This window comes from Bacillota bacterium (assembly GCA_013178125.1).
Taxonomy (GTDB): Bacteria; Bacillota; SHA-98; order Ch115; family JABLXJ01; genus JABLXL01.
The window spans coordinates 1-23,134 of the sequence record JABLXJ010000025.1; the positions used below are offsets into that span (position 1 = coordinate 1).

Below are 23,134 nucleotides of genomic sequence, written 5' to 3' on the forward strand. Positions count from 1 at the left end.
ACCCAGAGCATTACTCATATGGAGACCCTTGCCAGTATAAATGGGCATAAAAAGGCTACAGCCACGCTTTTACGCGTTTTAACGAGCGCCTATCGGCGCAACATCAAGCAGCTATGCAGTCTGTCACCTCATCCCATAGATCACTCTTATACTTCGCCCTTAAACTCGCTATATATTGTGCCCCCTCCAGGCTCCATCTCATGCCCGGCTGCTTCATCCTCTGCTGGATAACCACCTTGTGGCCACTCTCTACAAAACCGCTTCCAATATAATATCCCCTAGATTCAAACTCCTTGTAACGCATGCGCTCCCTGTTAGCGCTTAGATAGTGGGGTAGGTTCACTACCCCTTTAGGTAACCCTTCTTTCGGCATCCTTCCCTCCGCTATCCTTATCGCCTCGTCAACACGTCCCTCATAAATATGCTCTACCACCTCTTTTACCCACCTCTTCTGGTTTACCTCATCCTCTGGATACAGGAACTTCGCAAACTCATTCACATTCTCACTCAAGTGATAGTAGTCCAGAATCTCGGCTTCGGCATCAGGGAATAGCTCAAAAGCGATGTTCCATATCCATGGCGCTCCATCCCCTATGATCACTACCTTCTTTATCTTCCCATAACCCCCTTTTACTGCCGCTGCCCATAGAAACTTCTTGAATTCTTCCGCTCTCCCGATGTAAGCTACATACCTCTTTCTCTGTATCCTCGACTTCTCCTTGCCGGCCTTCATGACATCCCTGTCCTTAAAGACCAGGCCCACCTTCACCTCTCTCCACGTCTGACCAGTCTCATCTTCGTCCCTGGTGTTCAATGATGACCCGTCCGTCAAAATATACAGGACCCCCTCTTCCTTCCTATCCTCTGGAATGTCCTCGATAGCTTTATGTTGGTTCTCATAGAGATATTCCGCCTCAGCTGCATCCTTCTCATATACCTTCTTGCCTACCTCTTCGGACACTACCTGTATACTCTTATGGCTTATGTTCAGATCCAGGAACTTGAAAAACCTCTCTATCGTCTTCTTCCCCTCATCGAATGACCCTAACAATTGCCCTGTATAGGCTAGAAGGTCTATCATCCCCTTAGTCATCCTATGGTCGGTGTTGATGCCAATCTGCTCGTCGATTATGCCATATCCCTTGCCGCAGGCCCTGCAATGCATGTAGTCCCTGTGTATCGGTATATGGCCGAATATCGAAAGTATATTTATCAGTGAATCCGCCTTGCTCTTGATCATCTTCCTGCCACAGATGGGACAGTATGCTTCCCCGTTATTCTCGGGCTCTACCTTAGAGAGGGCGGCTCCTCCGAGGTCTAAGGTCATTTTAGTAAACGCAAAGATAGCTTCCTCCATCAGTTTTTCTACCGAATCGACATTCAGCTCGCCCTTTTCCAGCATGGCTTCAGCCTGTTCAGCGAATTTCCTTAAAATACCTTCCACATCTTTTAACTTTTGTGATATAGTAAAATTAATATACATGGTCTAAGATTCTCCTCCTTTTGAGGTTTATTTTATGAGGGAATCTTAGACCATTTTTTGTCTCATTTCAAAGGTAATTTCTATACCGACAGGAATATCATGCCTCCTATGCCTTGTCCTTCTTCACTTAAACTTTATGCGCCTTGCCAGGCTGTGCCAAAAGGTTAGTAAGTGTTCGGGAACCTGTGAAGTCCGATGCGCTCGATGACTTTGCGCCTGGCAAGAAAGGCGTATGCGGCCTTCTCCCGCTCGCTAAGGAACTGCCGCAGCATCTCCAGGTCGTCTGCGCTGGGCCATACGATGGAGGGAAATCTGTAGGCAATCCTCCATGCCGGCAGGACCGGTATCATCGTCATCATTCAGGCATGAGAACTGGCGCTACATTTCAAAGCAACTACTCACCTTTTCTCAAGGCATTCTCGATCGCTTTCAAGATTACCTTTTGGAGCACAAAACCCCTCCCTCACAGCTTGAGAAACCACCTTGCGCCAATACCAGTAAGAAGAGCGACAGTTGCGCTTGTAAGGGTACCCACGAGATAGTATTCAGCAAACTTCATGTCATTGAGCTCCGAAAACCTGGCAAGGGACTTGGCCGTTAGGACGAAGCCAAGCGATTGGAAGGCATTCACGAGCACCAGCGTCAGCATGAAAGTGCGTTCAACGATTCCAATGTACTTCCCTGCTCTTGTGACAGCCGTCGGTTGAGAATTCAAAAAGAATGCATCGAGTACCTGGCGGACAATTACCGGGCCTGCAAAGATGACAACGGCATAGGCCAGGATGATCACCAGCACCCGGTCGAATATGATACCGCAATCACCTCGCGGTGCTGGCAAGAGCGACAGTGATATTACGGCCTTTGAGACCACTGTGCCCCTGTAGAATGACATAATGTCTCTTGAAAACCTTGCATCCACGAAATTCCAGGCAGCCAGGATCGTGATTACGTGGATTAGCTGGTCAGCTGCAAATATACCGGGGCCTTTTCCCGGGGAGAGCTTCCGGCGGGCCAGGTTCTTGAGCCAGTCCACCAGGATATGTACCAGGGTTATTGCAGCGCCCAGAATTGCGGCTATGGATACACCGTAGAGGTGAAAGGCCGCAACACAGCACAGGAATACGCCCAGCCCGTGGTAGAGGTACCCCCGCAGGCAACCATTCTTTTTTGATGTGACTAGGTCATCGCTTTGGAAGGCAAAGTCAGCGAATACATGCGAGATCAAGCCCAGGAGAACAAAGGTCACATTCGCCCCCCCTTTTTTTAACCGACTAGAGGGTGAAACTGCCTGACTCACCCTTCAGGAGGTGATTCGGATTCCAACTTATGACCGAGTAGGCGTATGGCCTCCTCTGCCTGGCGTACAGCAGCCCAATGCGCAGCTTTACACCGCTTTTGGACGTTTTGTAATGCAATACCCAGCGCCTTGCCAGCCTCCGAGTAGGTGCCGAGACGCTCGTAGGCGTGTATGGCGTCCCACTGCGCTTGAGTCCAGCGATCCTGGATCGTATCCATCAGGACCAGAATAGCGTTGACGACGCTGTCGAAATCTTTATTGCCGGAGGATACGACGGTCCGGGTGCGGGTGTAGGCCTGCACCCCTTTCCCCCGCGACTCCAGCGACTCCAGGGATTCGCGTGCCCTTACAAATGCGGAACCGTTCATGTCCCATGGGTTAGGGCTCCAGTAATTATTTTCGAGCTCTCCAACCCCGATGCCGACCCGGAGTCTGAGGGGCAAACAGAAAAATCTGAGCTGCCGTACAACTTCGGGGGCCTGGAGATATCCCCGGCAGACCGCCTGGATTTCGTCGCCGCGAGACATCGAAAAAGTTGTGGCGACAAGGGGGTGAGTAAGCCGGGAAAGCTTTTCGGGCAATGACAGCACAAGGTCTCGCGCAAGTCTCGACTGGATTATATCAGCAGTGATTACGGTTATTTTCTCTGGCATCTTTCCTGGCATCGTAAACCTCCCGGAGGGTGAAATCCACTATATCACCCTAGTACCGGTTAACCGGCCATTCTGTTGGTGCCACTGCATGTGGTATGGGGGTCTACTCATGGGGGTAGCTGAGATAAATATCGCTTTATGGCTTTATGTTATGTATGGTAGCTAATTATAAGCATAGCTAAAATAGATATTACTGCGCACGTCGGCTATTCCCTGCAGGCGCAAACATTACTGGAACGATTTTATTCGGATCAATTTTGATAAACCTCCATAAATGAGGCGGCTACGGTTTGAATGGCTTTTCCCCTGGAGGAGCATCATACCCATGACTTGGAGAGTTATTATCGCGCCCTGGCCACACATCCCCCGTCATAATTACTATGAGGGGTGGGCGGAGTCCTCAATCTCACTTTCTTTATTTATAACAAGCATACTCGGAAGGCTCAGCGCGGGCCCGGCAAGGAGGAGCGCCAGCGCCGGGCCCTGGCCCATTCCCGACCCGAGTAAGCCCTGGATTATAGGTATTTCAGTAAGCGTTGCGAAGTACATGAACGCGCCGACAATGGAGGCGATGAAATTCGCAAGAAGCGAGTTCCCCCCAACAACCGAAGCGACGTAATGCGAGGGTAGGAGCCCGCCATCGATGCCCGGTCGCCCCATCAACAAGCCCGCGACCAGCACCCCTCCAACTGACTCGTTTGTTGTGCACAGACCCCTTGCTCACCAACTCCTCGCCCGGTTCAGTGCCCGGCTCGGTGCCAGGGCAGACCAGCGCGCACCGCCTATCTTCCACGCACTGCCCATCTTCATTCATTTGCATTTGATCTATACATTTCATGAATTGGTAAACACAGGGCGTCCTGAGCCTGTAAATCACCTTGAGCCCTTCCTTCCGCGAGCTAACGATGCCCGCTATCTTGAGTATGTTCAGGTGTTTCGAGATAGTGGACTGGTCGAATCCCACGCGGTTGACGAGCTCGCAGACACATTTCTCGCCTTCATCCGCGAGAATCTCCACCAGCCTGAACCGGGTTTCGTGAGCCAGGGCCTTAAACACGGCTACCTGCCTAGATATTGTATCCTCATGTCTTGATGTTGCAGCCTCACTTTTCATTCGGTTCATTTGGATCACCACCATGACTATATTACCATATAGCCATATATATTACAAGAGGACTTTCATATAATAAACCAACATAGACTTATAAACTAACCATAGACACTTTGATTTTTAAGATTTTGCATGATGGAAAGAAGGATTTTAGCAGAATGCATAGAATTATTTTCGTAACAGTTACGGTAGTAAAACGGAAGTGACGGAGAGGCCATTCAAGAATAAAAATTGCGTAAGATGTTATGGTTAACAAATAGGTTATTCATTTATTTGTCTCAAAAATATCTGCCGCGATATTTATACCCACTCTTATCCTTCAAGGGGCATGATTATTTGGATAGAATACGTCCTACTGGCATCTGGAGGTGATTAGACTGAAAAGAATTGGGGCCGGCATCATCGGCCTGCACAATCATTATCATGCTTTCCCGATGGCTGATTATATGAAACAGGGTATTCCTGGTGTTGAACTTGTTGCTGTTGCGGACGAAAGAGAGTTGGAGCTCACCAGGTTTGCGGAAACGTATGGCGTGGCAGGGGTTTACAGTGACTATCATGAGCTTTTAAAGCGCAAGGATATTGATCTCGTAATCGTAACCTCCGATACAGGGGCTCACTGCGAACACGTCTTAGCCGCGGCGGCTGCGGGGAAACACATACTTTTGGATAAGCCTATTTCGCTCTCGCTAAAAGAGGCAGATGAAATGATAACCGCGGCGGAAAAGGCCGATGTAAAATTCATGATGGCCTATCTAATTCGGTTCAACTCAGTCTACCTGAAGGTAAAGCAGCTAATTGATACAGGAGTCATTGGCCGTGTAACCTCGGTCTATCAATCAATTCGTTGTCCCTTATCATTTATCACGTCTTCTCCTTACACTAGTTCTCCTGGTTGGTATGTAGAGCCGTCTAGATGTGGAGGCGGTGGATTTCTAGATCACGGTGTACACTATACCGATTACTTGCGCTGGCTTCTTGGCTCGGAAGCTGTTTCCGTTATAGGTAAAGTAGCGAACTTAGCTTATAAAGATATTCCCGTTGACGATTATGGCATTGCAATTTATGAATTTAATTCAGGCGTCATTGCTACGGTGGAAAGCACCTGGCACGCTGCGGATTGGTACGGCCCGCTATCCAGTCCAGAACAGTGTGTTATCACCGGAACCGAAGGTGAGATTGTCGTCCACTATCAGAAAAGCCCGCAATTAGAAGTGTCCTCACGGAAGGCACCTTATCGCGGTCGTACATATTTTGACTGGGAAGGAGACGAACGTTACAACATCTGTTATAAATCCATCGTGGAGCATATGGTCGAATGTATCCGGGAAGATAAGGTCCCGAGTGTAACGGGAAAAGATGGACGATTGGCTCTTGAAATGATATTGGCCGCATATGAGGCATCGCGAACTGGGCAGATAATCCGGTTTCCATTTGAGAAACGGTGTTGTTCGGCAGTGGAAATTCTGAATGGCGATAATGGCGCATAATTCAAAGGGGGCGTAACGGTGAGAAGGATAGGGGTAGGTATGATCGGATGCGGCTTCTGGGCAACTCAAATGCATCTCCCATCTTTCTGCTCAATACCGGAGGCGAGGCTGGTGGCCGTTGCCGACTCTGTGGAACAGGCTGCGGCTGATGCCGCACGAAGATTTGGGGCTGAACGGTATTATAGCAATTATCGACAAATTTTAGAGGATCCGGAAGTCGATCTAGTGGATATTTGTACACCCAATGATTTGCATGCTTCAGTGGCAATCGAAGCGGCAGAAGCCGGCAAACATATAATCTGTATCAAGCCCCTCGGTCGGACTATAGAAGAGGCTCAGGCTATGGTCACGGCTGCGGACAAGGCTGGCGTTCTTCTCATGTATGCGGAGAATGTTCTTTTCATTCCTGCGCTCACCCGTGCAAAGGAAATAATCAATAGCGGTGGAATCGGAGATGTCTTCCGTGTTAAGGCCTGCGAGGGGACCCCTGGTCCGCATCGGCGGTGGTTCCTCGACAAGGACAAAACGGGTGGGGGTTGTGTAATTGACATGGCGGTTCACAGTTTATCCTTCTGCCGCTGGGTGGCGGACAGCCCTGTAGAGCGAATTTATGCTGAAATTGGAACCTTCGTCCATTCGATACCAGCGGAGGATACTTCCGTGGTCACTTTACGCTTCAAAAATGGCGTTATTGGACAGGCTGAAGACAGTTGGTCGCTAGTAGGGGCTATGGATTCTCGATTTGAGATCTTTGGAACAAAGGGACGGATCCTGGTTGATAATCTGTATTCACACCCCCTTCGCGTCTTTAGTGATAGCGGGTATGCCTTAGGTGAAGCCAATGTAGCAAGAGGTTGGAGCCACCCCATGCCGCTGGATGGAAGCATTTTGGATGGCCATTTAGCTATGTTGCGGCACTTTGTGCAATGCGCTATGAAGGGGGAGGCTCCCCTGCAAAGTGGCCGGGATGGGCTTGAGATTATGAGACTGGTTTGCGCCGCTTACGAATCTGCACGTAGTGGGCGTGCTGTATCATTGACTGATTTCGAATAGTCTTACGGGAGGCTGAAGCTAATGCCTGATAAACTTGGGGTGGGGATGATAAGTTACGCTCATGTTCACGCTCAATTTCGTAGTAGGGCGTTGTGTGAGATTCCCGAAGTGAGTATAAAGGCCATTGCGGATGATAATGAGGCGAGAGGAAGAGCCGCGGCCAGTGAATATGGAGCACCTTATTACTATAGCGATTATCGGTCATTACTCGACCGGAAGGATATCGGCCTGGTATTTATTCATTCAGAGACGAACCGCCATGCCGAGATCGCTATTGCAGCTGCGGAAGCAGGGAAACACGTTTTCTGTGAAAAACCGATGACGACATCGATGAGGGATGCTCGAAGGATCATGGATGCCGTGCGTCGCACGGGTGTACGATTCACCATGGGATTTTGTAGTCGATTCATGCCCGAGGCCGAAAGGGCAAAGGAAATCGTTGATTCGGGAGTATTAGGGGATATCACAATGGCCCGTGCCATCATTGGGCTTGCTGGTGTAGCTGAAATTGGCTGTCCACCTGACATGGTTGAGTGGATGCTGGATCCTGAACGTTCCGGGGGTGGGGCATTCATCGACGAGGGATCTCATGGTATCGATTTGCTCCGATGGCTAATGGGAGATATAGAAAGCATAAGCGCTTTCGTGAGTAAAACCGTTAGAAAGGATCTACCCCTCGAAGATACTGCAACAGCTATACTTCGATTCAAGAATGGTGCTATTGGTGAACTCAGCACCAGTTGGAATTTAAATATTGATATTAGAATGCGTAACGTCATCGAATTATACGGTAGCCTTGGTACGATGTTGATAGAGTTAACCACTCCTCTGCCGGCGGTAAAGGTATATACCCGGGAGAGCTTGCCGGCTACCCTTGCGGGCTGGGTTAACCCCTACATTATTCCCCAGGAAGTTGAGCCGCACAATTACCTGAGTTGGCCGACACATGTCCAACACTATAGGAACGAAGTGCGCGACGTCATTTGGCGTTTTCTTGACGGTCGAGAGTTTCGAGTTAAGGGAGAGGACGGATATGCTGCGCTTGAGGCTATCCTGGCTGGCTACGTTTCTGCGCGGGAGGGGAAAGAAATTAAACTGCCGCTTATGGATTGATTCTGGTGGGATTGATTCTGATGGAAACAGCACGACCTGACAAATAAGAATTGAGGGGGAAAGGTTGTGCGCATCGGCATAAATTTATGGACCTTGTGGGGTTTCGAGAAACCCCGGTTGATAGATGCATCAGTTCTCAAAGAGCTTCATAGTTTTGGGGCAGATGCGATCGAGTGGGTTCTTGATGAAGGACACTGTAATTACGCCGCTTTCATGGCTCAAAAGCCAAGGCTACAGGATGCCATCGCATCTATTGGCATGAAGGCGACCAGCGTTGCCTCAGGCTTGTTTTGGAAGTATAACTTGAGTTCCACCAGGGAGGAGGTACGGCGCAAGGGCCTGGAGGTGGTTCGAGCGGAATGTGAGGTAGCATCCGCCTTCGGGGCAAAGGTCGTCTTAGTGATTGCCGGACTACCCGAATCAGGGGCCACTTATCGGGAGCAGATGGATGCGGCTATCCGTACGTTGAGCGAAGCTGGAAGGATCGCTGCCGAGTACGGGGTCATAGTTGGTATTGAGAACGTCTGGAGCGGGTTTATTGCGAGCCCGTCGGAGTATGCTACTCTTCTCGACCGCGTTGATAGTCCTCACGTCAAGGCGTACCTTGATATAGGTAACGCTCTCGCGGCTGGCTTGCCTGAACAGTGGCTGGAGGCCGTTCAGGGTCGCATAGCTCTTGTTCATGTTAAGGACTTTAACCTACAGGATGGATCCCGCCGGGGGTGGCGCATTTGTGGGCGTGGCAACATGGCCTGGACGGAAATCCTATCGGCATTGCGGAAGACTGGCTATGATGGATATCTGATAGTGGAGACCCCCCCTGATTTCCCCATAGGGGAAGATATAAGAATTGATCATGGACTGGCGGCCGCCAGAGAGAGTGTTGGGTTTTTAAGGCGTTTATTAACGGCGGGCTAAATACAACGTAAAGTATTGCGTAAATAAAGTATTGCGGCTAAATGCATGCCGTAGTCGTATTCAACCGGCTCAACAGGCGTTGCCATCAAGAACCAGGAACTTTTGATTGGAGAAAGGGGTCACAATATTGTTTGTATATGGAACACAATATTTCCGACCGCCCAATCCTTCACGCGAGAATTGGGCATCGGACTTGAAAATCATCAAGAAACAAGGATTCAATATCGTTAAATTCTGGGCTATGTGGAGCTGGATGCATCGCGCAGACGGCAGCGTGGATTTCGCGGAGCTTGATGAACTCATGGATCTTGCGGCGGAGAACGGGTTGAATGTGGATCTCAATATTATTTTAGAAAACTCGCCCTACTGGCTCGAAGAAAGGTATCCGGAGGCCAGGTATATGGCCCACGACGGGACGATCGTTCAACTCCAGGCGGCATCGAATACCCCGTCCGGAGGATGGCCTGGACTTTGCATCGATCATGAGGGAGTCCGAAAGGCCGCAGGCCAATTCCTCCGTGCCGTAGTTGAGCGTTATAAGGATCATCCTGCTCTATATGTATACGATGTATGGAATGAACCACACATGGAGCCAGTGTGGTATTACCCAGATAAGCTGTTTTGCTACTGCGAGAGTTCCCGATTGAAATTCAAGGCCTGGCTTCAGGATAGGTATAAGACTCTGGAGCGGCTGAATGAGGCCTGGGTACGGCAGTATAATAGTTGGGATCAGGTTGAACCCCCGCGCGTATTTCAGGGGTACCCAGATATGTTGGATTGGCGTACCTTCTGGTTGGAGAATCTTGCTCAGTGGTTAGCTTGGAAGGTTGCCCAGGTTAAGGCGCTGGATCAGAACCATCCAGTCATGACACATGTCGCTCACAGCGCATATAGTGGACTCCTGCCTACGCATTTGTGGGATGAGTGGTTACTTACTGGCCATGTTGATTTATTTGGAACTTCTTCCTTCCCCAAATGGCTTATGGACAATGACCCAGTTGAGCATCTGTTCCATCTTGATGCTGTAGGTGCAGCCTCCGGTCAGAAGAGGTTCTGGCAGACCGAACTGCAGGGAGGGTTTGGACAGAGTCTTGGCTTGAGCCGTACTAAGATTCCAAGCGCCGGAGATAGTAGGATATGGAACTGGCATGTATTGATCACCGGTGCTAAAGGCTTAATGTACTGGCAATGGCGCCCGGAAATGCTTGGTCCGGAATCGCCAGGCTTTGGCCTTTGTGACCTCCGGGGGCGCCCCTCCACACCACGGGCTCAGGTAGCGGCTGAAATGGCGGGTTTTATTTCATCTCATCCGATTTTCGATGAAAGTGAACCCGTTAACCCTGAGATCGGGATTCTTGTTTCCCGCGACATCGCGTTGTTCAATTACGCCGCGGAAAAAACAATGGAGTTATATGCACAAGCCCTGCTTGGGGCATATAGGGCCTTCTTCGATGAGAACGTTCCGGTATCTCTTGTGCATACAGATAAACTCATGGAGGTTTTACATGAGGGGAAATTGAAATGTCTATATGTGCCTTTCCCCATAATGTTACGTGAGGAGACTGCAGGCCTGCTTAAACAGTTTGTAAAAGATGGCGGTACTTTAGTATGTGAGGCTTGTCCCGGCCATTACAAGGAGGGGGGGTGGTGCTCGCAACAGATCCCGGGTGATGGACTAGATGAAGTATTTGGGGCTGAGGAAGTCCAGACGGATCGACTTGATACGGTGGTTATGAATATAGAGAACCTTACGCTCGTGGAGCCTGGTTTTAACTCCACGATTTTGGGATGTCTCTATAAGGAGGAGCTCAGAACCCTTTCCCCCACAGCTAAGGTTGTAGGCCGCCACGTGGATGGTACGGCAGCAGCTCTATTGAATTCCTATGGTAAAGGGAAGGCGTGCCTAATTGGGAGTTTTCCTAGTATAGCTTACGCAAAAACGAGAGACCGGAAGACGCGAGGACTGATTACTTTAGGTAAAGGGTTGCGCACCATACAGGCAAACGTTAACGGATCTACTAATGTGAAAACCCGGTTGCATCGGGCATCCCAAAGTTACGTCCTATTTGTTGTAAATTACGACCATCAGGACGAGGAAGTTACTATTGACCTTCAAGGGGTTGCTTTTTCTCGAGCGATCGATTTAAAGTCCATGACGCCAGCTGCAACAGATGGATTTTCTATAAGTATTAAAGTTCCCGGCCAAGATGGTAAGGCTATACAATTACTTGAATAGAATGAGAGCAAGAGCGATGTTTGAATTAGAAAGGAGGAAGTGCCCTATGGTGTCTAGAGAATTCACGTTGGAGTACGGTGAGAAGATATATAACTTTTCTTTGCCCGCAGAAAATTGTATGGGATATGTACAGCCTATGTATATTCCAGGAGCTCCAGATCCAAAACGAGCTGTAACAGAGGCCATTCGCAATCCTATTGGCTCTCCGCCTCTTCGAGAAATTGTACGGAGGGGTGAGAAGGTTGCGATTATTTGTAGTAATTCTGGCCGACCCTGGGTGGATAATACTATACTGATCCCACCCATTTTGGATGAATTGAATTCAGTCGGGATCCCGGATGAGGATATTTACATTGTATTGGCAAATGGAACTATGCTTCCAGAGAGCGAAGATAGTAAGAAACGAATCATGGGCGAGGAGGTATATCGGAGAGTTAAAATCTATAACCATGAGTGTCAGGACCGCGATTCTATGGTTTACCTCGGCAGAACTAATCGTGGTACTGAGGTATATGTTAATAAGCTTGTTATGGAAGCGGATCGTCGGATCTTAACCGGCGGTATTACCTTTCATGAGAATGTCGGTTTCGGCGGAGGGCGCAAGGCGATTTTGCCCGGTGTCAGCTTCGTAAAGACGATTGAGCAAAATCATTATTGGATGCTGGATCCAGTTCCCGGCTACGGTCTCAACATCAAATCCGTAGCAGGGAAGCTAGATGGCAATCCGTGTCATGAGGATATGGTAGAGATCGCGGCTTTTGCCAGGCCAGACTTCATGGTTAACAGCGTGGTAAATCGAAATAACGAGGTTATCCAAATTTTTGCGGGCCACTTCGTGAAAGCCTGGCTTGAAGGGGTGCGTCTAGCTAATGTGGCTCATAGTGTGACCATGGATCAACCTGCAGATCTAACGGTAACGACTGCGGGTACATACCACCATCAAATGGTTTTGCCCAACGCCTTCAAACGCCTTTTGGCGGGCGTTGAGGCGACTCGCGATGGCGGGGTCGTTGTTATGTTATGTGGCTGCTGGCCATTGGGGCAATACCCGCAGGTACATTTAGATACCTTTAAGCATAAGACTTTCCGCGAAATGGATCTCGCTTTGCGCAAAAACTTCTCTATAGGCGGTTATACGGGGTTTCTATTGGCCCATATGACCTTGACGCGGCACATAATTTTTGTTGGCGATGAAGTGGATGAGAGGGTTCTAAGTCAGTTGCATATTCAGACCGTATCTTCGTTGGACGAGGCGTTGAACATGGCATATAAGATTGTCGGCCCGGCTCCGCGCAGTGCTGTGTTGCCATGTCCTGAATTGACTCATCCGGTTACCCCAGATGGAAATAGGCTATATTATGCTACGCGGCATGAGCTTGGCCTTTATTGTTGAGTCTGATTTTGATGCTATGACAGGGAAGGATGTTTGGTGCGGGTAGAGGACCATCCTATATTGGGTAAATTGGGAGAAGGGAAGATAGTTACGATTTTTATTAATGGCCGGGAGCTTAAGGCGCGGGAAGGGGAGCCCATTGCGGCGGCGCTTTTAGCAGCCGGGATTAGAGTTTTTCGGCATACTAGGCGACGCCATGAACCTCGAGGTCTTTTCTGCGGGATCGGGCAATGCAGGGATTGCGTAATGAAAGTTGACGGCGTTCCTAACGTTCGCACCTGCGTTACTCCAGTAAGAGATGGAATGAGGGTCGAGACTCAGGATTAGACGAGACGCTCGCCCTGCAAGGCAGGGTAGACGCGGCCCCAGGTAATTCTTTGAGGTGAGTTTCTTATGCTACAGACAGAGGTAGCGATTGTAGGAGCCGGTCCAGCAGGGCTGGCAGCGGCTATTGAGGCGGCTAAACTTGGTGTATCAGTTACCGTCCTCGACGAGAATCAAGCCCCGGGTGGGCAGCTATTTAAGCAGATTCATAAGTTTTTCGGATCGCACGAGCATAAGGCCGGGACCCGAGGGTTCGTAATCGCCCGGGAGCTTTTAGAGGAAACGGGAAAGCTCGGGGTGCAGGTAATGCTCAATACTGCTGTCTGGGGCATCTTTCCCGAAAAGCGTCTGGCATGTGTACAGGGATCAAAGAGTTTCGAGGTGCAGGCACATCGGGTGATCCTGGCTACTGGGGCATCTGAAAATGCGTTATCCTTTTGTGGCAGCACGCTTCCTGGTGTGATGGGTGCTGGTGCAGCTCAAACTTTTATTAACATACACCGGGTCATGCCAGGCAGACGATTTTTGATGGTCGGGTCCGGCAATGTGGGGCTGATTGTCGCATACCAGATCCTGCAGGCAGGCGGAGAAGTAATAGCCCTTGTTGAAGGAGCATCAGAAATAGGTGGCTATGTTGTACATGCTGCCAAGCTGAGGCGGGCCGGGGTTCCGATTTACACTAGACATACAATTCTCCGCGCTGAAGGAGACGGCAAAGTAGAGCGCGCGGTAATAGCTGAACTAGATGCAAATTGGAACATAATCACGGGAACGGAAAAGATTTTGGACGTGGATACTATCTGCATTGCCGTAGGCTTAACTCCGCTTGGGGAGCTTGCGTGGATGGCGGGATGCCAGTTTGGCTATTTCCCTCGACTAGGAGGGCATGTGCCACTGCATGATGCTAACATGGAGACCACCATGCCCGGAATCTTTGTAGCTGGCGATATTGCAGGGGTTGAGGAAGCTAGTACAGCCATGGAGGAAGGGCGTCTGGCCGGTGTTGCCGTAGCTGAATCCCTTGGCCGCCTTAAGGTAGAGGAGGCCCGTCAGAAAAAGGACGAAATATGGAGACGCCTTTGCGCTTTACGTACAGGGCCTTTTGGGCGGGCACGTCAAGATACTAAAGAGGAGATTTTGAGATTGAGGGGCGTTAGTGCATGAGTAAGGTTGGGCTTTCGCGTCCGGTGGCGATCATCGAGTGCCCTCAAGAGATACCCTGTAACCCATGTGAGGCAGCCTGTCCGTTCGGAGCCATCGTAGTGGGACAGCCCATCACCAACTGCCCAAGATTAATCGTTGATAGGTGCAAAGGGTGTGGGGCATGTATTCCAGCCTGTCCGGGGCTTGCAATTTTTTTGGTAGATGAAACCTACCAGGAAGATAAGGTGCTTGTAGCCTTTCCTTATGAGTATCTTCCGCTTCCTGAAAAAGGACAGCAAGTTCAGGTGGTCAATGGAGAAGGGCGGGAGATCTGCCCAGGAGAAGTTATATGGGTCCGCAACCCCGAAAGATATGATCATTCGGCAGTAGTTGCTGTTTCTATCGAAAGGGCATTTGCCAACGAAGCTCGGGGCATTGTGCGACTGAAAGGAGGGGGGGGTTCAGGGTGTCAGATCGTATAATTTGTCGTTGCGAAGAGGTAACAGAGGAAGAAATTCGTATGGCAATCAGGGATGGGGCGACGACCCTGACAGAGGTGAAGAGACGTACCCGGGCTGGAATGGGCTTGTGCCAGGGAAGAACCTGTCGGAAGTTGGTAGCTCAAATCATTGCCCAGGAAACCGGGGTTGATCCCGCGATAATTCCTCCTCCGACGACGCGTCCCCCTGTGCGGGCGATTAAGCTTGGTATTATTGAAGGAGAGAAATGATGTGGGAGTACAAACAGCGGACGTGGTAATCATCGGAGGCGGGGTCATCGGAGCTTCTACAGCGTACTTTTTAGCCAGGGCAGGAAAAGATGTAATTCTCTTGGAACGCGAGGATCTTGGGGCAGGTTCTTCTGGAGCTTGTGATGGATTTGTTACACTTCAGACTAAGAAGCCAGGCATTCATTTGCGTTTAGCCTTAGAAAGCACGCAGTTATTTCAGGACTTGAATAATAGATTGAAGGCAGAATCGGGGTATGATATTGCTTACCGGCGAACAGGAGGCATGATTATCATAGAGAATGAAGAGCAAATGCAGTCTATGCGTCAGTTCGTCGAGGGGCAGAGGGCTGCTGGGCTTAGAGTGGAAATCCTGGGTATAGATGAGGCACGCAAACTCGAGCCCGGGCTTTCGGAACGACTTATTGGAGCTGCATTTAGTCCTGATGATGGACAGGTCGATCCTTTAAACTTGACATTAGCCTTTGCGGCTGCTGCCAGGCGGCGTGGAGTACGTATAATGCTACATACAGCAGTTACTGGAGTGCGCGTTTTATGGGATCGGGTTAGATCGGTACTTACAAATCAGGGTGAAATTGGGGCGGAATGGGTCGTAAATGCTGCAGGTGCGCTCGGAAGCGAGGTGGCTAACTTAGTAGGTTTACAGGTTCCCATAGTCCCGCGACGTGGTCAGGTCTTAGTAACGGAGCCTCTGCCACCCACCTTTAGGCATGTGATTTCGTCGGCCCGGTATATCATCGCTAAGTTTAATAATACAAGGCAAATGGCTGTAGCACAGGATGAGTTTACACGTTTAGGAGTGGGCCTAGCTCTCGAACAAACGGAGAGGGGCAATGTATTAATTGGTAGCAGTAGAGAGTTCGTAGGATTCGATCGAAGGGTAACTTACGAGGGCCTACAGGCTATCGCACGCTATGCCTGTCATATCGTTCCGGCTTTAAGAGAGGTGAACATTATTCGTGCCTTTGCAGGGTTGAGGCCGAGCACCCCCGATGGACTTCCAATCTTAGGGGGGGTCGACGGAGTTTCAGGTTTTGTGATGGCGGCAGGGCACGAAGGGGATGGGATCACTCTTTCACCGGTGACAGGCAGGCTTATAGCTGAACTCATATCTACGGGAAAGACGTCCATCCCATTAGCGGGATTTAGTGCATCGCGATTTAATCCTGAGTCGCCGCGGGCTGCCAATTGAACTTAAGATCGGGCTGTATAGTAAGCCATTTGGGTTTCGGATTACAAATCGGCTGATAATTTTGTTAACCTCTTGGCAGGATTCTAGTTGTTTATAAAGAATTATAATCGTAACAGTTACGGTACTAGAACAAGGCTTAAAGAATGTCGCCACGTGAACCACAGAGTTATATGATGACCAAAGCATGCTCTAGTTCGGTGGCTAATTAAGTTGTAGGAGAGTGAACTGTAGTAGAGGGAACAATGAAGAGAAGTATTTACCATATTGCAAAAGAAGCAAATGTATCCGTGGCCACAGTATCTCGTGTCTTAAATAATAAACCGGACGTCTCAGAAGCTACGCGGCAGAAAATACTAGAGCTTATCCATAATGGAAGATTTGAACCGCGCGTAGTCAAAAACAAAGCTGACACGCTGGGGGTTATCTATCATTGGATAGCTCATTCATTCGGTAATTATTATGTATTTGACATTCTTAGCGGCATTGTCGATGCCGCAGCGTCATTTGGCTTCAACGTACTTCTAATTCCCGATATGCCGCGTGATATCAGGGATCTTGGTACCTATCTCAAGCAACGTCATGTTCAAGGGGTTATTCATATAGCACCGATGTCAGACGATGTGTGGTTATCCAGAATCGGGGTGGCTCGCATACCACAAATCGTTGTTGGTGGTCGCTGTGATAGATATAATATAAGCTACGTTGACTCTGATAACGTTGATGGCGCTCGGGAGGCGGTTCGGTATCTCTTAAATTTCGGGCACAGGCGTATCGGCTTTATAGGTGGGCAAATGCAGCAAAGTAACCACGTGGATAGACTAACGGGCTATCGAGCTGCATTGCATGACGCAGGTATACAGTGTGATGAAAGATTGATATTTCTTATAGACGATGAATCAGCTTGGGTGAGTGGAGAGGGAGGCAAACAAGGAGCATTATATTTACTTTCGCAACCTACTCCGCCCACAGCTATATTTGTTGCTAGCGGCCACTGCATTATGGGAGCGTTGAGTGCAATCAATGATTTAGGCCTGAAGGTACCGGATGACGTTTCTATAGTTGGATACGACGATATTCCGTTGGCTTCCTATACGGTGCCTCCGCTTACCACAGTAAGGCAGCCCATTTACGAACTCGGAAAGAAGGGAGCCGAGGAACTGCTATGTTTGATAGATGATACTTCGGGAAATCGGGATGTTGAACCTAAACGAATCGTCCTGCACGCCCCATTGATTATCCGGCAGTCAGTAAAGCCAATTTCTTAGGCGGGATTAAAATTATTGTTCGGGATAAGTTGCCTAACTACAACTGAGAGGAGGGAGGTGAAGGGGTTTACATAGTTATCCCTGGGGGCAAATTTACTTCATGCTTTGATTTTAAAATTTCAAGGGAGGTTGGCTGTAGCTATGATTGGCATTAAAGTAAGGGCTATCGGAGTTTTTTTATTGGCAGCTTCGTTTATCTTAACCCTGAGTCTAGGAACGGTGTACGCTGCGGCTTCTTCTACGGGTATAACATTAACTGTTTCTCGTTGGGCGGGACCTCACGCGGATGCGATGAGAGACCTACTTAAGGAATTTGAACGAGAAACGGGGATAAAGGTTATATTAGATGCGATTGCCTACGAAAATCTACACGAAAAACAAGTTCTTGAGTTATCAAGCGGCACGGGTGCCTATGATGTTATCTGGGTCCCCGAGGTTTGGATCCCGGAGTATGCGGGAGCGGGTTGGCTATTGCCTATTGATAATATGGTTAGCGATCCCAAAATGGCAGGATCAGATTTGGATTTAGCAGATTTTATCCCAAGTATCCTCAATACCGCTAAGTACAACCATAAGCTATATGGTTTCCCCACATTTGTCCAGACTCCGTTACTTGTTTACCGTACAGATCTTTTTAAAAAGGCAGGGTTCGATGCGCCTACCACCTGGGATGACACTCTTAAGGCAGCGCAGTACTTCCATAAGAACGGGCCCGGTGGGATAGCCCTACCAGCTAAGAGAGGTGCCGCTAGCGTTGATGTCTGGGCAGCTTTTCTAAGAGCAGCCGGAGGAGATTACTTCAGTGGGGGGATGGACCCACAAGTTAATTCCAATGCTGGTATTGCTGCTACAGAGTTCTGGGTGAATCTTGGGGAATACGCTCCTAAGGCCAGTGCTGGTTGGCATTGGGACGAAGCCGCTACTGCCTTAGCACAAGGTCAGGTAGCTATGGGTATTACCATGTCTGGTATTGCAAGCTGGTTCGTAGATCCGAATCAGACGAGGCTAGTAGGAAAATTTGGGTTTGTCCCGTTGCCTAAGAAGGTATCTGTATCAGGGACCCTTGCAGATTGGAATTGGTGTATTTCCAAAGATTCTAAGAACCCAAATGCTGCATTTAAGTTAATTAAGTGGCTAACCAGCAAGGATACTGAAAGAAAGTTGGCGATTGCAGCAGGCAGTGTAGGAGCTCGGGCGTCTTTCTACAAGGACGCGCAATTAGTTGGGAAGCTGCCATGGTTGCCTGCCATGCTTGAGGCTCTGAAAAACGCCAGGACACAGCCGTTAATCCCTCAGAGCAGCCAGATTGTGGATATAATGGCGTTGGCTCTATCAAGTGCCTATACTGGAACGCTTGATGTTGTGAAGGCTTTAAACCAGGCGAACAGGGATATAGCTAATATAGTCAAGCGTTAAACTGAAATTCTAACGTAACGCGATCCATTGGGGATGGGGCGTTAAGGATAAGAGATGCCCCATCCCCAGATAATTCATTTTGTATTACCGTCACTTGATTTGAATTATCCGCCGGGAAGGGGATTTCTCATGCGGAAGATAAATACCCTCGGTGATAATGCTAGGAGTAAATGGATAGCCTGCTTTGATGCCAGAGCACTCCCTTATATCCTTGTGATCCCAACCTTGGGTGCCTTATTTTTACTGATAATTTGTCCTTTACTTTATGGATTCGGCCTGAGTTTTTTCGAATGGAGTCCAGTACGCCCCCAGCTAGGTAAGACTTTTATATTCATCTCTAATTACATAAATGTGTTAAGGGATCAGTACTTTTGGATATCCATGCGAACTTCACTAATCTTTACGATTGGGTCTGTTGGTCTCGAATTTTTTACAGGTTTGGGGATGGCATTAATATTATCTAGAAGAACTCGGGGCAGGAATATAATTAACTCCATTGTTATAATGCCTCTTATGGTGACCCCTGTCGTAGTGGGCTTAATCTGGAGATATATGTACGATTCGCAGTTTGGTTTAATTTATTACCTTTTGAGCCTGGTTGGCCTTGCCGATAAATTTGGCGGTCTTACCCAAAGCAGTACAGCATTGCTTTCTACGATTATAGTTGATGTCTGGCAAATGACTCCATTTGTGATCTTGGTGCTTCTCGCAGGCATCAATTCTTTTCCAGATGAACCCTACGAAGCCGCTCGTATTGATGGAGCTTCAGAATGGCAGCTGTTTCGGTATATCACCCTTCCTATGTTGAAGCCGCTAATAGCCCTTGTTTTAGTTATGCGGACAATGGACACTTTGAAGGTATTTGACATCATTTTCATATTAACCAAAGGCGGTCCCGGGATGGCCACAGAAACCATAGGGCTTTTTACTTACAAGATGGGGTTCAACTATTTCCGTATGGGCCCAGCGATGGCACTTTCATTTCTAACTCTTATTATGCTTGTAGTTATTACCGGCTCTCTCCTCAAATTGTGGGGTCAAGATAAAGGAATCGAGGTCTCGTAATATGGAGAAAACTCTAGTTAGGAATAAAAGCATATTTATTTACGTTGAGTGGCTGATCGTATTTATTTTTCTCGCATGGACCCTGCTTCCTATCTTCTGGATTGTACTAACCTCATTCAAAGAAACCGTTGACATATTTACGGTGCCACCGAAGATAGTCTTCAGACCTACACTCTCCAACTACATTCGAGCTTTCATCAGGGGGAATTTCTCTGCCTATTTCGTAAATAGCTTAATTATAGCGGTCAGTTCTGCGTTTCTATCAGTATTACTTGGTTCCATGGCGGGCTATTCTCTAGCTCGTTTTAGGGTATACAGGAAGGGATTAATTGCTGTCTTGATTCTGTTCGCCCGGATGGTTCCGGCAATTGTCCTTGTCATTCCACTATTCAATTTAATGAAGAATATGGGGCTTCTTGACAGCCTCATGAGTGTTATAATTGCTCATACTACTTTCAATCTTCCGTTTGTAACCTGGATGATGAGGGGTTTTTTTCAAGAACTTCCCGCAGAATTGGAGGAGGCCGCAACTGTTGATGGATGTTCTAGAACACAGGCGTTTCTCAGGGTGGCCTTACCCCTCACCGCTCCCGGTTTAGCAGCTACCACAATCCTTGCCCTACTCCTATCGTGGAACGAGTTTTTGTTCGCATTGGTTCTCACATCGGTTAGAACAAGGACGCTTCCCGTAGCTGTTTCAGGCTTTATTGGTGCGGTATCCGTTGATTGGGGTGGCAGCACGGCAGCAGCTACTGTAATTATGACTCCCATGGTTATAGCAGGGTTGATCGTACAAAAACATTTAGTTCGCGGTTTAACTATGGGAGCTATTAAAGGGTAGATTGGGTTGAATACTTGGGTGTACGAATTGTATGCTCGGAGGAGGGAAGCTAGATGATGTTTCCGAAGAGCGAGATTGGTAATTATAACATCAGTAGACTAATATGCGGGACTAATTGTTTTCTGGGCTTTTCGCATTTTAGTGGTGCCCGTGATGCTTGGCTCAAGAGGTTCTTTGATATTGACCATATAGTTGAGGTTCTTGAGGCCTGTTCACGCCAAGGAATTAATGCCATCCTGGGGCCAGCTGATCAAAAGCTGGCTACCGCTTTAAAAGAACATGAAGCAAGAACTGGACGGCATATGTACTGGATAGCTACTACATATGGTAGACGCTCTATAGATGATGAAAAGAAGACTTTGGAATGGCTGCGAGAGCAGGGGGCTGAATTTGGGTTAATTTTCGCAGGTTACGTCGACGCGAACCTCATTACATCGAGAAAAGAGGTTGAAGGTTTGAGGACGTTACTGAATTTTTCGCGCCAATTAGGTCTGGTGCCCGGAGTAAGCACACATCGGCCTGAAACTATTAATGTTTGCGACGAGGCAGGATATGATATAGATGTTTATGTTTTACCATTAAATGTATTAGGCTTTATGTCCCCGGTTGAGACAAACTGGATAGCCAGGATCATTCGCGATACTCCAAAGTCAGTAGTTACCATTAAACCCCTCGCATCAGGTAGAGTGATGCCTGAGGATGGATTGAGATTTGTCTATGCTTCAATAAAGTCAACGGATTGTGTCGCAGTAGGTTTGATGAGCCCGGAGGAAGTCGAGGACGACATAGCTGTCGCCAGGCAAATTCTCTTAGGTGAGGGTACAGATAGAATTCTTTTACACACGCCTAGCAAATCTACCCTCAAGTAGACCCTATGCTGTAGTGTGGCGCGACAGTCAATGAAACTGCCATCTATGGAATTTGTAAGTGAATTATTTTAGGGGTTATCTCCTTACTGGTTTTGAACAGTTTTGAGGCAAATTCCAGGGTGGCGACCCCTTAATATTGCGGGTTTCAGGGCTTAAAGGGTAGGTATTTTTCAAAATTCTGTAGTATAATGTAAGTGCCATGTACTTGAGGACTGTTAAACGCAAACGAAAAGACGGCTCGTCTGTCGAGTACGTCCAGCTCGCTCACAACCACCGTGATCCCAAAACGGGTCTCCCAAGGGCTGAGGTGCTTTACACCTTTGGTCGTAAGGAAGACCTTGACCTCGATGCCTTACGCAGGCTTGTAAAGAGTATCAGCCGGTTTCTCGAACCCGAGGATGTCGAACAGATCCAGAAACAACTTGGGGAAGAATGGCCATTTGAGTTCCTGGGTTCGCGTCAGTTGGGAGGTAGCTGGTTTCTGGACAGGCTCTGGCATAAACTCGGCATCAGAAGCGCTTTAGAGCATCTTCTCAAGAGCCGTAACTACCACCGACCTATCAAACGCCTCATCTTTACCATGGTGGCTAACCGGGCATTGAATCCCAGTAGCAAGCTTGCCATGGAGTCATGGGTTGCTAATGAAGTGCTAATAGACGGGCTACCCGAGGTTGAGGTTCATCAACTCTACCAGGCCATGGACTTCCTGCTCGAATCCTCTTGTGAGATCCAACACGATGTATTCTTCTCTGTTGCCAACCTGTTCAATCTCGAAGTGTATATCCTCTTTCTGAATACCACCACCACATACTTCGAGATAGAGGGCGAAGATGAGGACATATACGGGGAAAATGGGGAGGTTCTCGAGGAAGGGCTTCGTAAGCGCAGCAAGAACGATAAAGATAATCACCTGGAACTTGCGCACGTGGTCGTGGCTTTTGCTGTTACTCGCACAGGGATTCCGGTAAGGTGCTGGGTTTGGCCTGGTAATGCATCGGATCAGGATCTGGTTGAAGAGGTGAAAAGGGATCTCAACGGGTGGAGGCTGGGTAGGGTTATCCTTGTGGTGGACGCCGGGTTCAATTCAGAGAGAAACCGGAGGATCATGCAAGGCGCGGGAGGTCATTACATAGTCGGTGAAAAGCTGAGACAGGGGCGAGATGGTTTGCCGGTCGATGCGCTCAAGAGACCTGGCACTTACAGGACTCTCGAGAATGGGCTCAAGATCAAAGAGGTTATCATCGACAACGGAGAGGCGAGGCGACGCTTCGTTGTAGTGGTAAACCCCAACTCCACTGAGGATGTAGTAATGGGCTACAAGCAACTGGCACAGATCGAGCGAGTATTTCGGGGTCTAAAGCATACGATTGACATCCGCCCGATATTTCACCGCCTTCCGGACCGGATAAAGGCACATGTGCTTCTGTGCTGGCTTGCCATGGTTTTGATACGCATAGCTGAACAAGAGACTGATGAGACCTGGCAGAATATCCTCTCCACGCTTCAGCCGCTTCAGATGGGCAT

The 23,134-nt window shown here is 48.7% G+C and carries 21 protein-coding genes and 2 pseudogenes; 17 read left to right on the forward strand and 6 right to left on the reverse strand.

What is annotated here, in order from left to right; all coding sequences use genetic code 11:
- Positions 1–103: 103 nt before the first annotated feature.
- From HPY71_13915 to HPY71_13940, 6 genes and pseudogenes are all read right to left on the reverse strand, one after another.
- A complete protein-coding gene (locus HPY71_13915) occupies positions 104–1,483 on the reverse strand; it encodes an ISKra4 family transposase (GenBank protein NPV54590.1) in 1,380 nt (459 codons plus the stop codon).
- Between the two features lie 164 nt (positions 1,484–1,647).
- Complete coding sequence (locus HPY71_13920) at positions 1,648–1,842, reverse strand: hypothetical protein (protein NPV54591.1); 195 nt, start codon at positions 1,840–1,842, stop codon at positions 1,648–1,650.
- 104 nt (positions 1,843–1,946) lie between these two features.
- Positions 1,947–2,729, reverse strand: coding sequence for a DUF3307 domain-containing protein (locus tag HPY71_13925; protein ID NPV54592.1), 783 nt, complete (start codon positions 2,727–2,729; stop codon positions 1,947–1,949).
- Positions 2,730–2,776: 47 nt separating this feature from the next.
- A complete protein-coding gene (locus HPY71_13930; protein ID NPV54593.1) occupies positions 2,777–3,445 on the reverse strand; it encodes a hypothetical protein in 669 nt (222 codons plus the stop codon).
- A gap of 366 nt (positions 3,446–3,811) precedes the next feature.
- Positions 3,812–4,117 (reverse strand): annotated as a pseudogene (locus tag HPY71_13935) (hypothetical protein).
- A 139-nt stretch (positions 4,118–4,256) separates the two neighbouring features.
- Positions 4,257–4,547, reverse strand: a pseudogene (locus HPY71_13940) (winged helix-turn-helix transcriptional regulator).
- A 365-nt stretch (positions 4,548–4,912) separates the two neighbouring features.
- On the opposite strand from HPY71_13940, the gene HPY71_13945 reads away from it, so the two are divergent.
- The 17 genes from HPY71_13945 to HPY71_14025 form a co-directional block, all read left to right on the forward strand.
- Positions 4,913–6,034, forward strand: coding sequence for a Gfo/Idh/MocA family oxidoreductase (locus tag HPY71_13945; GenBank protein ID NPV54594.1), 1,122 nt, complete (start codon positions 4,913–4,915; stop codon positions 6,032–6,034).
- 18 nt (positions 6,035–6,052) lie between these two features.
- Entirely contained in the window at positions 6,053–7,087 is a 1,035-nt protein-coding gene (locus HPY71_13950; protein NPV54595.1) for a Gfo/Idh/MocA family oxidoreductase, read from the forward strand.
- Positions 7,088–7,108: 21 nt separating this feature from the next.
- Positions 7,109–8,200 (forward strand): Gfo/Idh/MocA family oxidoreductase, encoded by a 1,092-nt coding sequence (locus tag HPY71_13955; protein ID NPV54596.1) that lies wholly within the window; start codon positions 7,109–7,111, stop codon positions 8,198–8,200.
- A gap of 66 nt (positions 8,201–8,266) precedes the next feature.
- Positions 8,267–9,118: a TIM barrel protein gene (locus tag HPY71_13960; protein ID NPV54597.1), complete on the forward strand. Its 852-nt coding sequence runs from the start codon at positions 8,267–8,269 to the stop codon at positions 9,116–9,118.
- 193 nt (positions 9,119–9,311) lie between these two features.
- Positions 9,312–11,354 (forward strand): cellulase family glycosylhydrolase, encoded by a 2,043-nt coding sequence (locus HPY71_13965; GenBank protein ID NPV54598.1) that lies wholly within the window; start codon positions 9,312–9,314, stop codon positions 11,352–11,354.
- A gap of 46 nt (positions 11,355–11,400) precedes the next feature.
- Positions 11,401–12,747 carry a nickel-dependent lactate racemase gene (gene larA, locus HPY71_13970; protein ID NPV54599.1) on the forward strand — a complete coding sequence of 449 codons (1,347 nt, stop codon included), beginning with the start codon at positions 11,401–11,403 and terminating at the stop codon, positions 12,745–12,747.
- 33 nt (positions 12,748–12,780) lie between these two features.
- Positions 12,781–13,074, forward strand: a complete 294-nt coding sequence (locus HPY71_13975) for a (2Fe-2S)-binding protein (GenBank protein ID NPV54600.1) — start codon at positions 12,781–12,783, stop codon at positions 13,072–13,074.
- A 66-nt stretch (positions 13,075–13,140) separates the two neighbouring features.
- Positions 13,141–14,235: an FAD-dependent oxidoreductase gene (locus HPY71_13980; protein NPV54601.1), complete on the forward strand. Its 1,095-nt coding sequence runs from the start codon at positions 13,141–13,143 to the stop codon at positions 14,233–14,235.
- Between the two features lie 23 nt (positions 14,236–14,258).
- Positions 14,259–14,696, forward strand: coding sequence for a 4Fe-4S binding protein (locus tag HPY71_13985; GenBank protein NPV54602.1), 438 nt, complete (start codon positions 14,259–14,261; stop codon positions 14,694–14,696).
- Positions 14,681–14,944, forward strand: coding sequence for a (2Fe-2S)-binding protein (locus HPY71_13990; protein NPV54603.1), 264 nt, complete (start codon positions 14,681–14,683; stop codon positions 14,942–14,944). Before HPY71_13985 ends, HPY71_13990 begins: the two co-directional genes overlap by 16 nt.
- A 1-nt stretch (position 14,945) precedes the next feature.
- Positions 14,946–16,154 carry an FAD-binding oxidoreductase gene (locus HPY71_13995; protein ID NPV54604.1) on the forward strand — a complete coding sequence of 403 codons (1,209 nt, stop codon included), beginning with the start codon at positions 14,946–14,948 and terminating at the stop codon, positions 16,152–16,154.
- A 242-nt stretch (positions 16,155–16,396) separates the two neighbouring features.
- Positions 16,397–17,419: a LacI family DNA-binding transcriptional regulator gene (locus tag HPY71_14000; GenBank protein ID NPV54605.1), complete on the forward strand. Its 1,023-nt coding sequence runs from the start codon at positions 16,397–16,399 to the stop codon at positions 17,417–17,419.
- A 141-nt stretch (positions 17,420–17,560) separates the two neighbouring features.
- The gene (locus HPY71_14005) at positions 17,561–18,835 is read left to right on the forward strand and encodes an extracellular solute-binding protein (GenBank protein NPV54606.1); all 1,275 of its coding nucleotides are present in this window, start codon (positions 17,561–17,563) and stop codon (positions 18,833–18,835) included.
- 129 nt (positions 18,836–18,964) lie between these two features.
- Positions 18,965–19,900, forward strand: a complete 936-nt coding sequence (locus HPY71_14010; protein NPV54607.1) for a sugar ABC transporter permease — start codon at positions 18,965–18,967, stop codon at positions 19,898–19,900.
- A gap of 1 nt (position 19,901) precedes the next feature.
- Positions 19,902–20,741, forward strand: coding sequence for a carbohydrate ABC transporter permease (locus HPY71_14015; GenBank protein NPV54608.1), 840 nt, complete (start codon positions 19,902–19,904; stop codon positions 20,739–20,741).
- A 53-nt stretch (positions 20,742–20,794) separates the two neighbouring features.
- Positions 20,795–21,610 (forward strand): hypothetical protein, encoded by an 816-nt coding sequence (locus tag HPY71_14020; protein ID NPV54609.1) that lies wholly within the window; start codon positions 20,795–20,797, stop codon positions 21,608–21,610.
- 199 nt (positions 21,611–21,809) lie between these two features.
- Positions 21,810–23,134, forward strand: a 1,325-nt coding sequence (locus tag HPY71_14025) for a transposase (GenBank protein ID NPV54610.1), incomplete at its 3' end; no start/stop codon positions are given.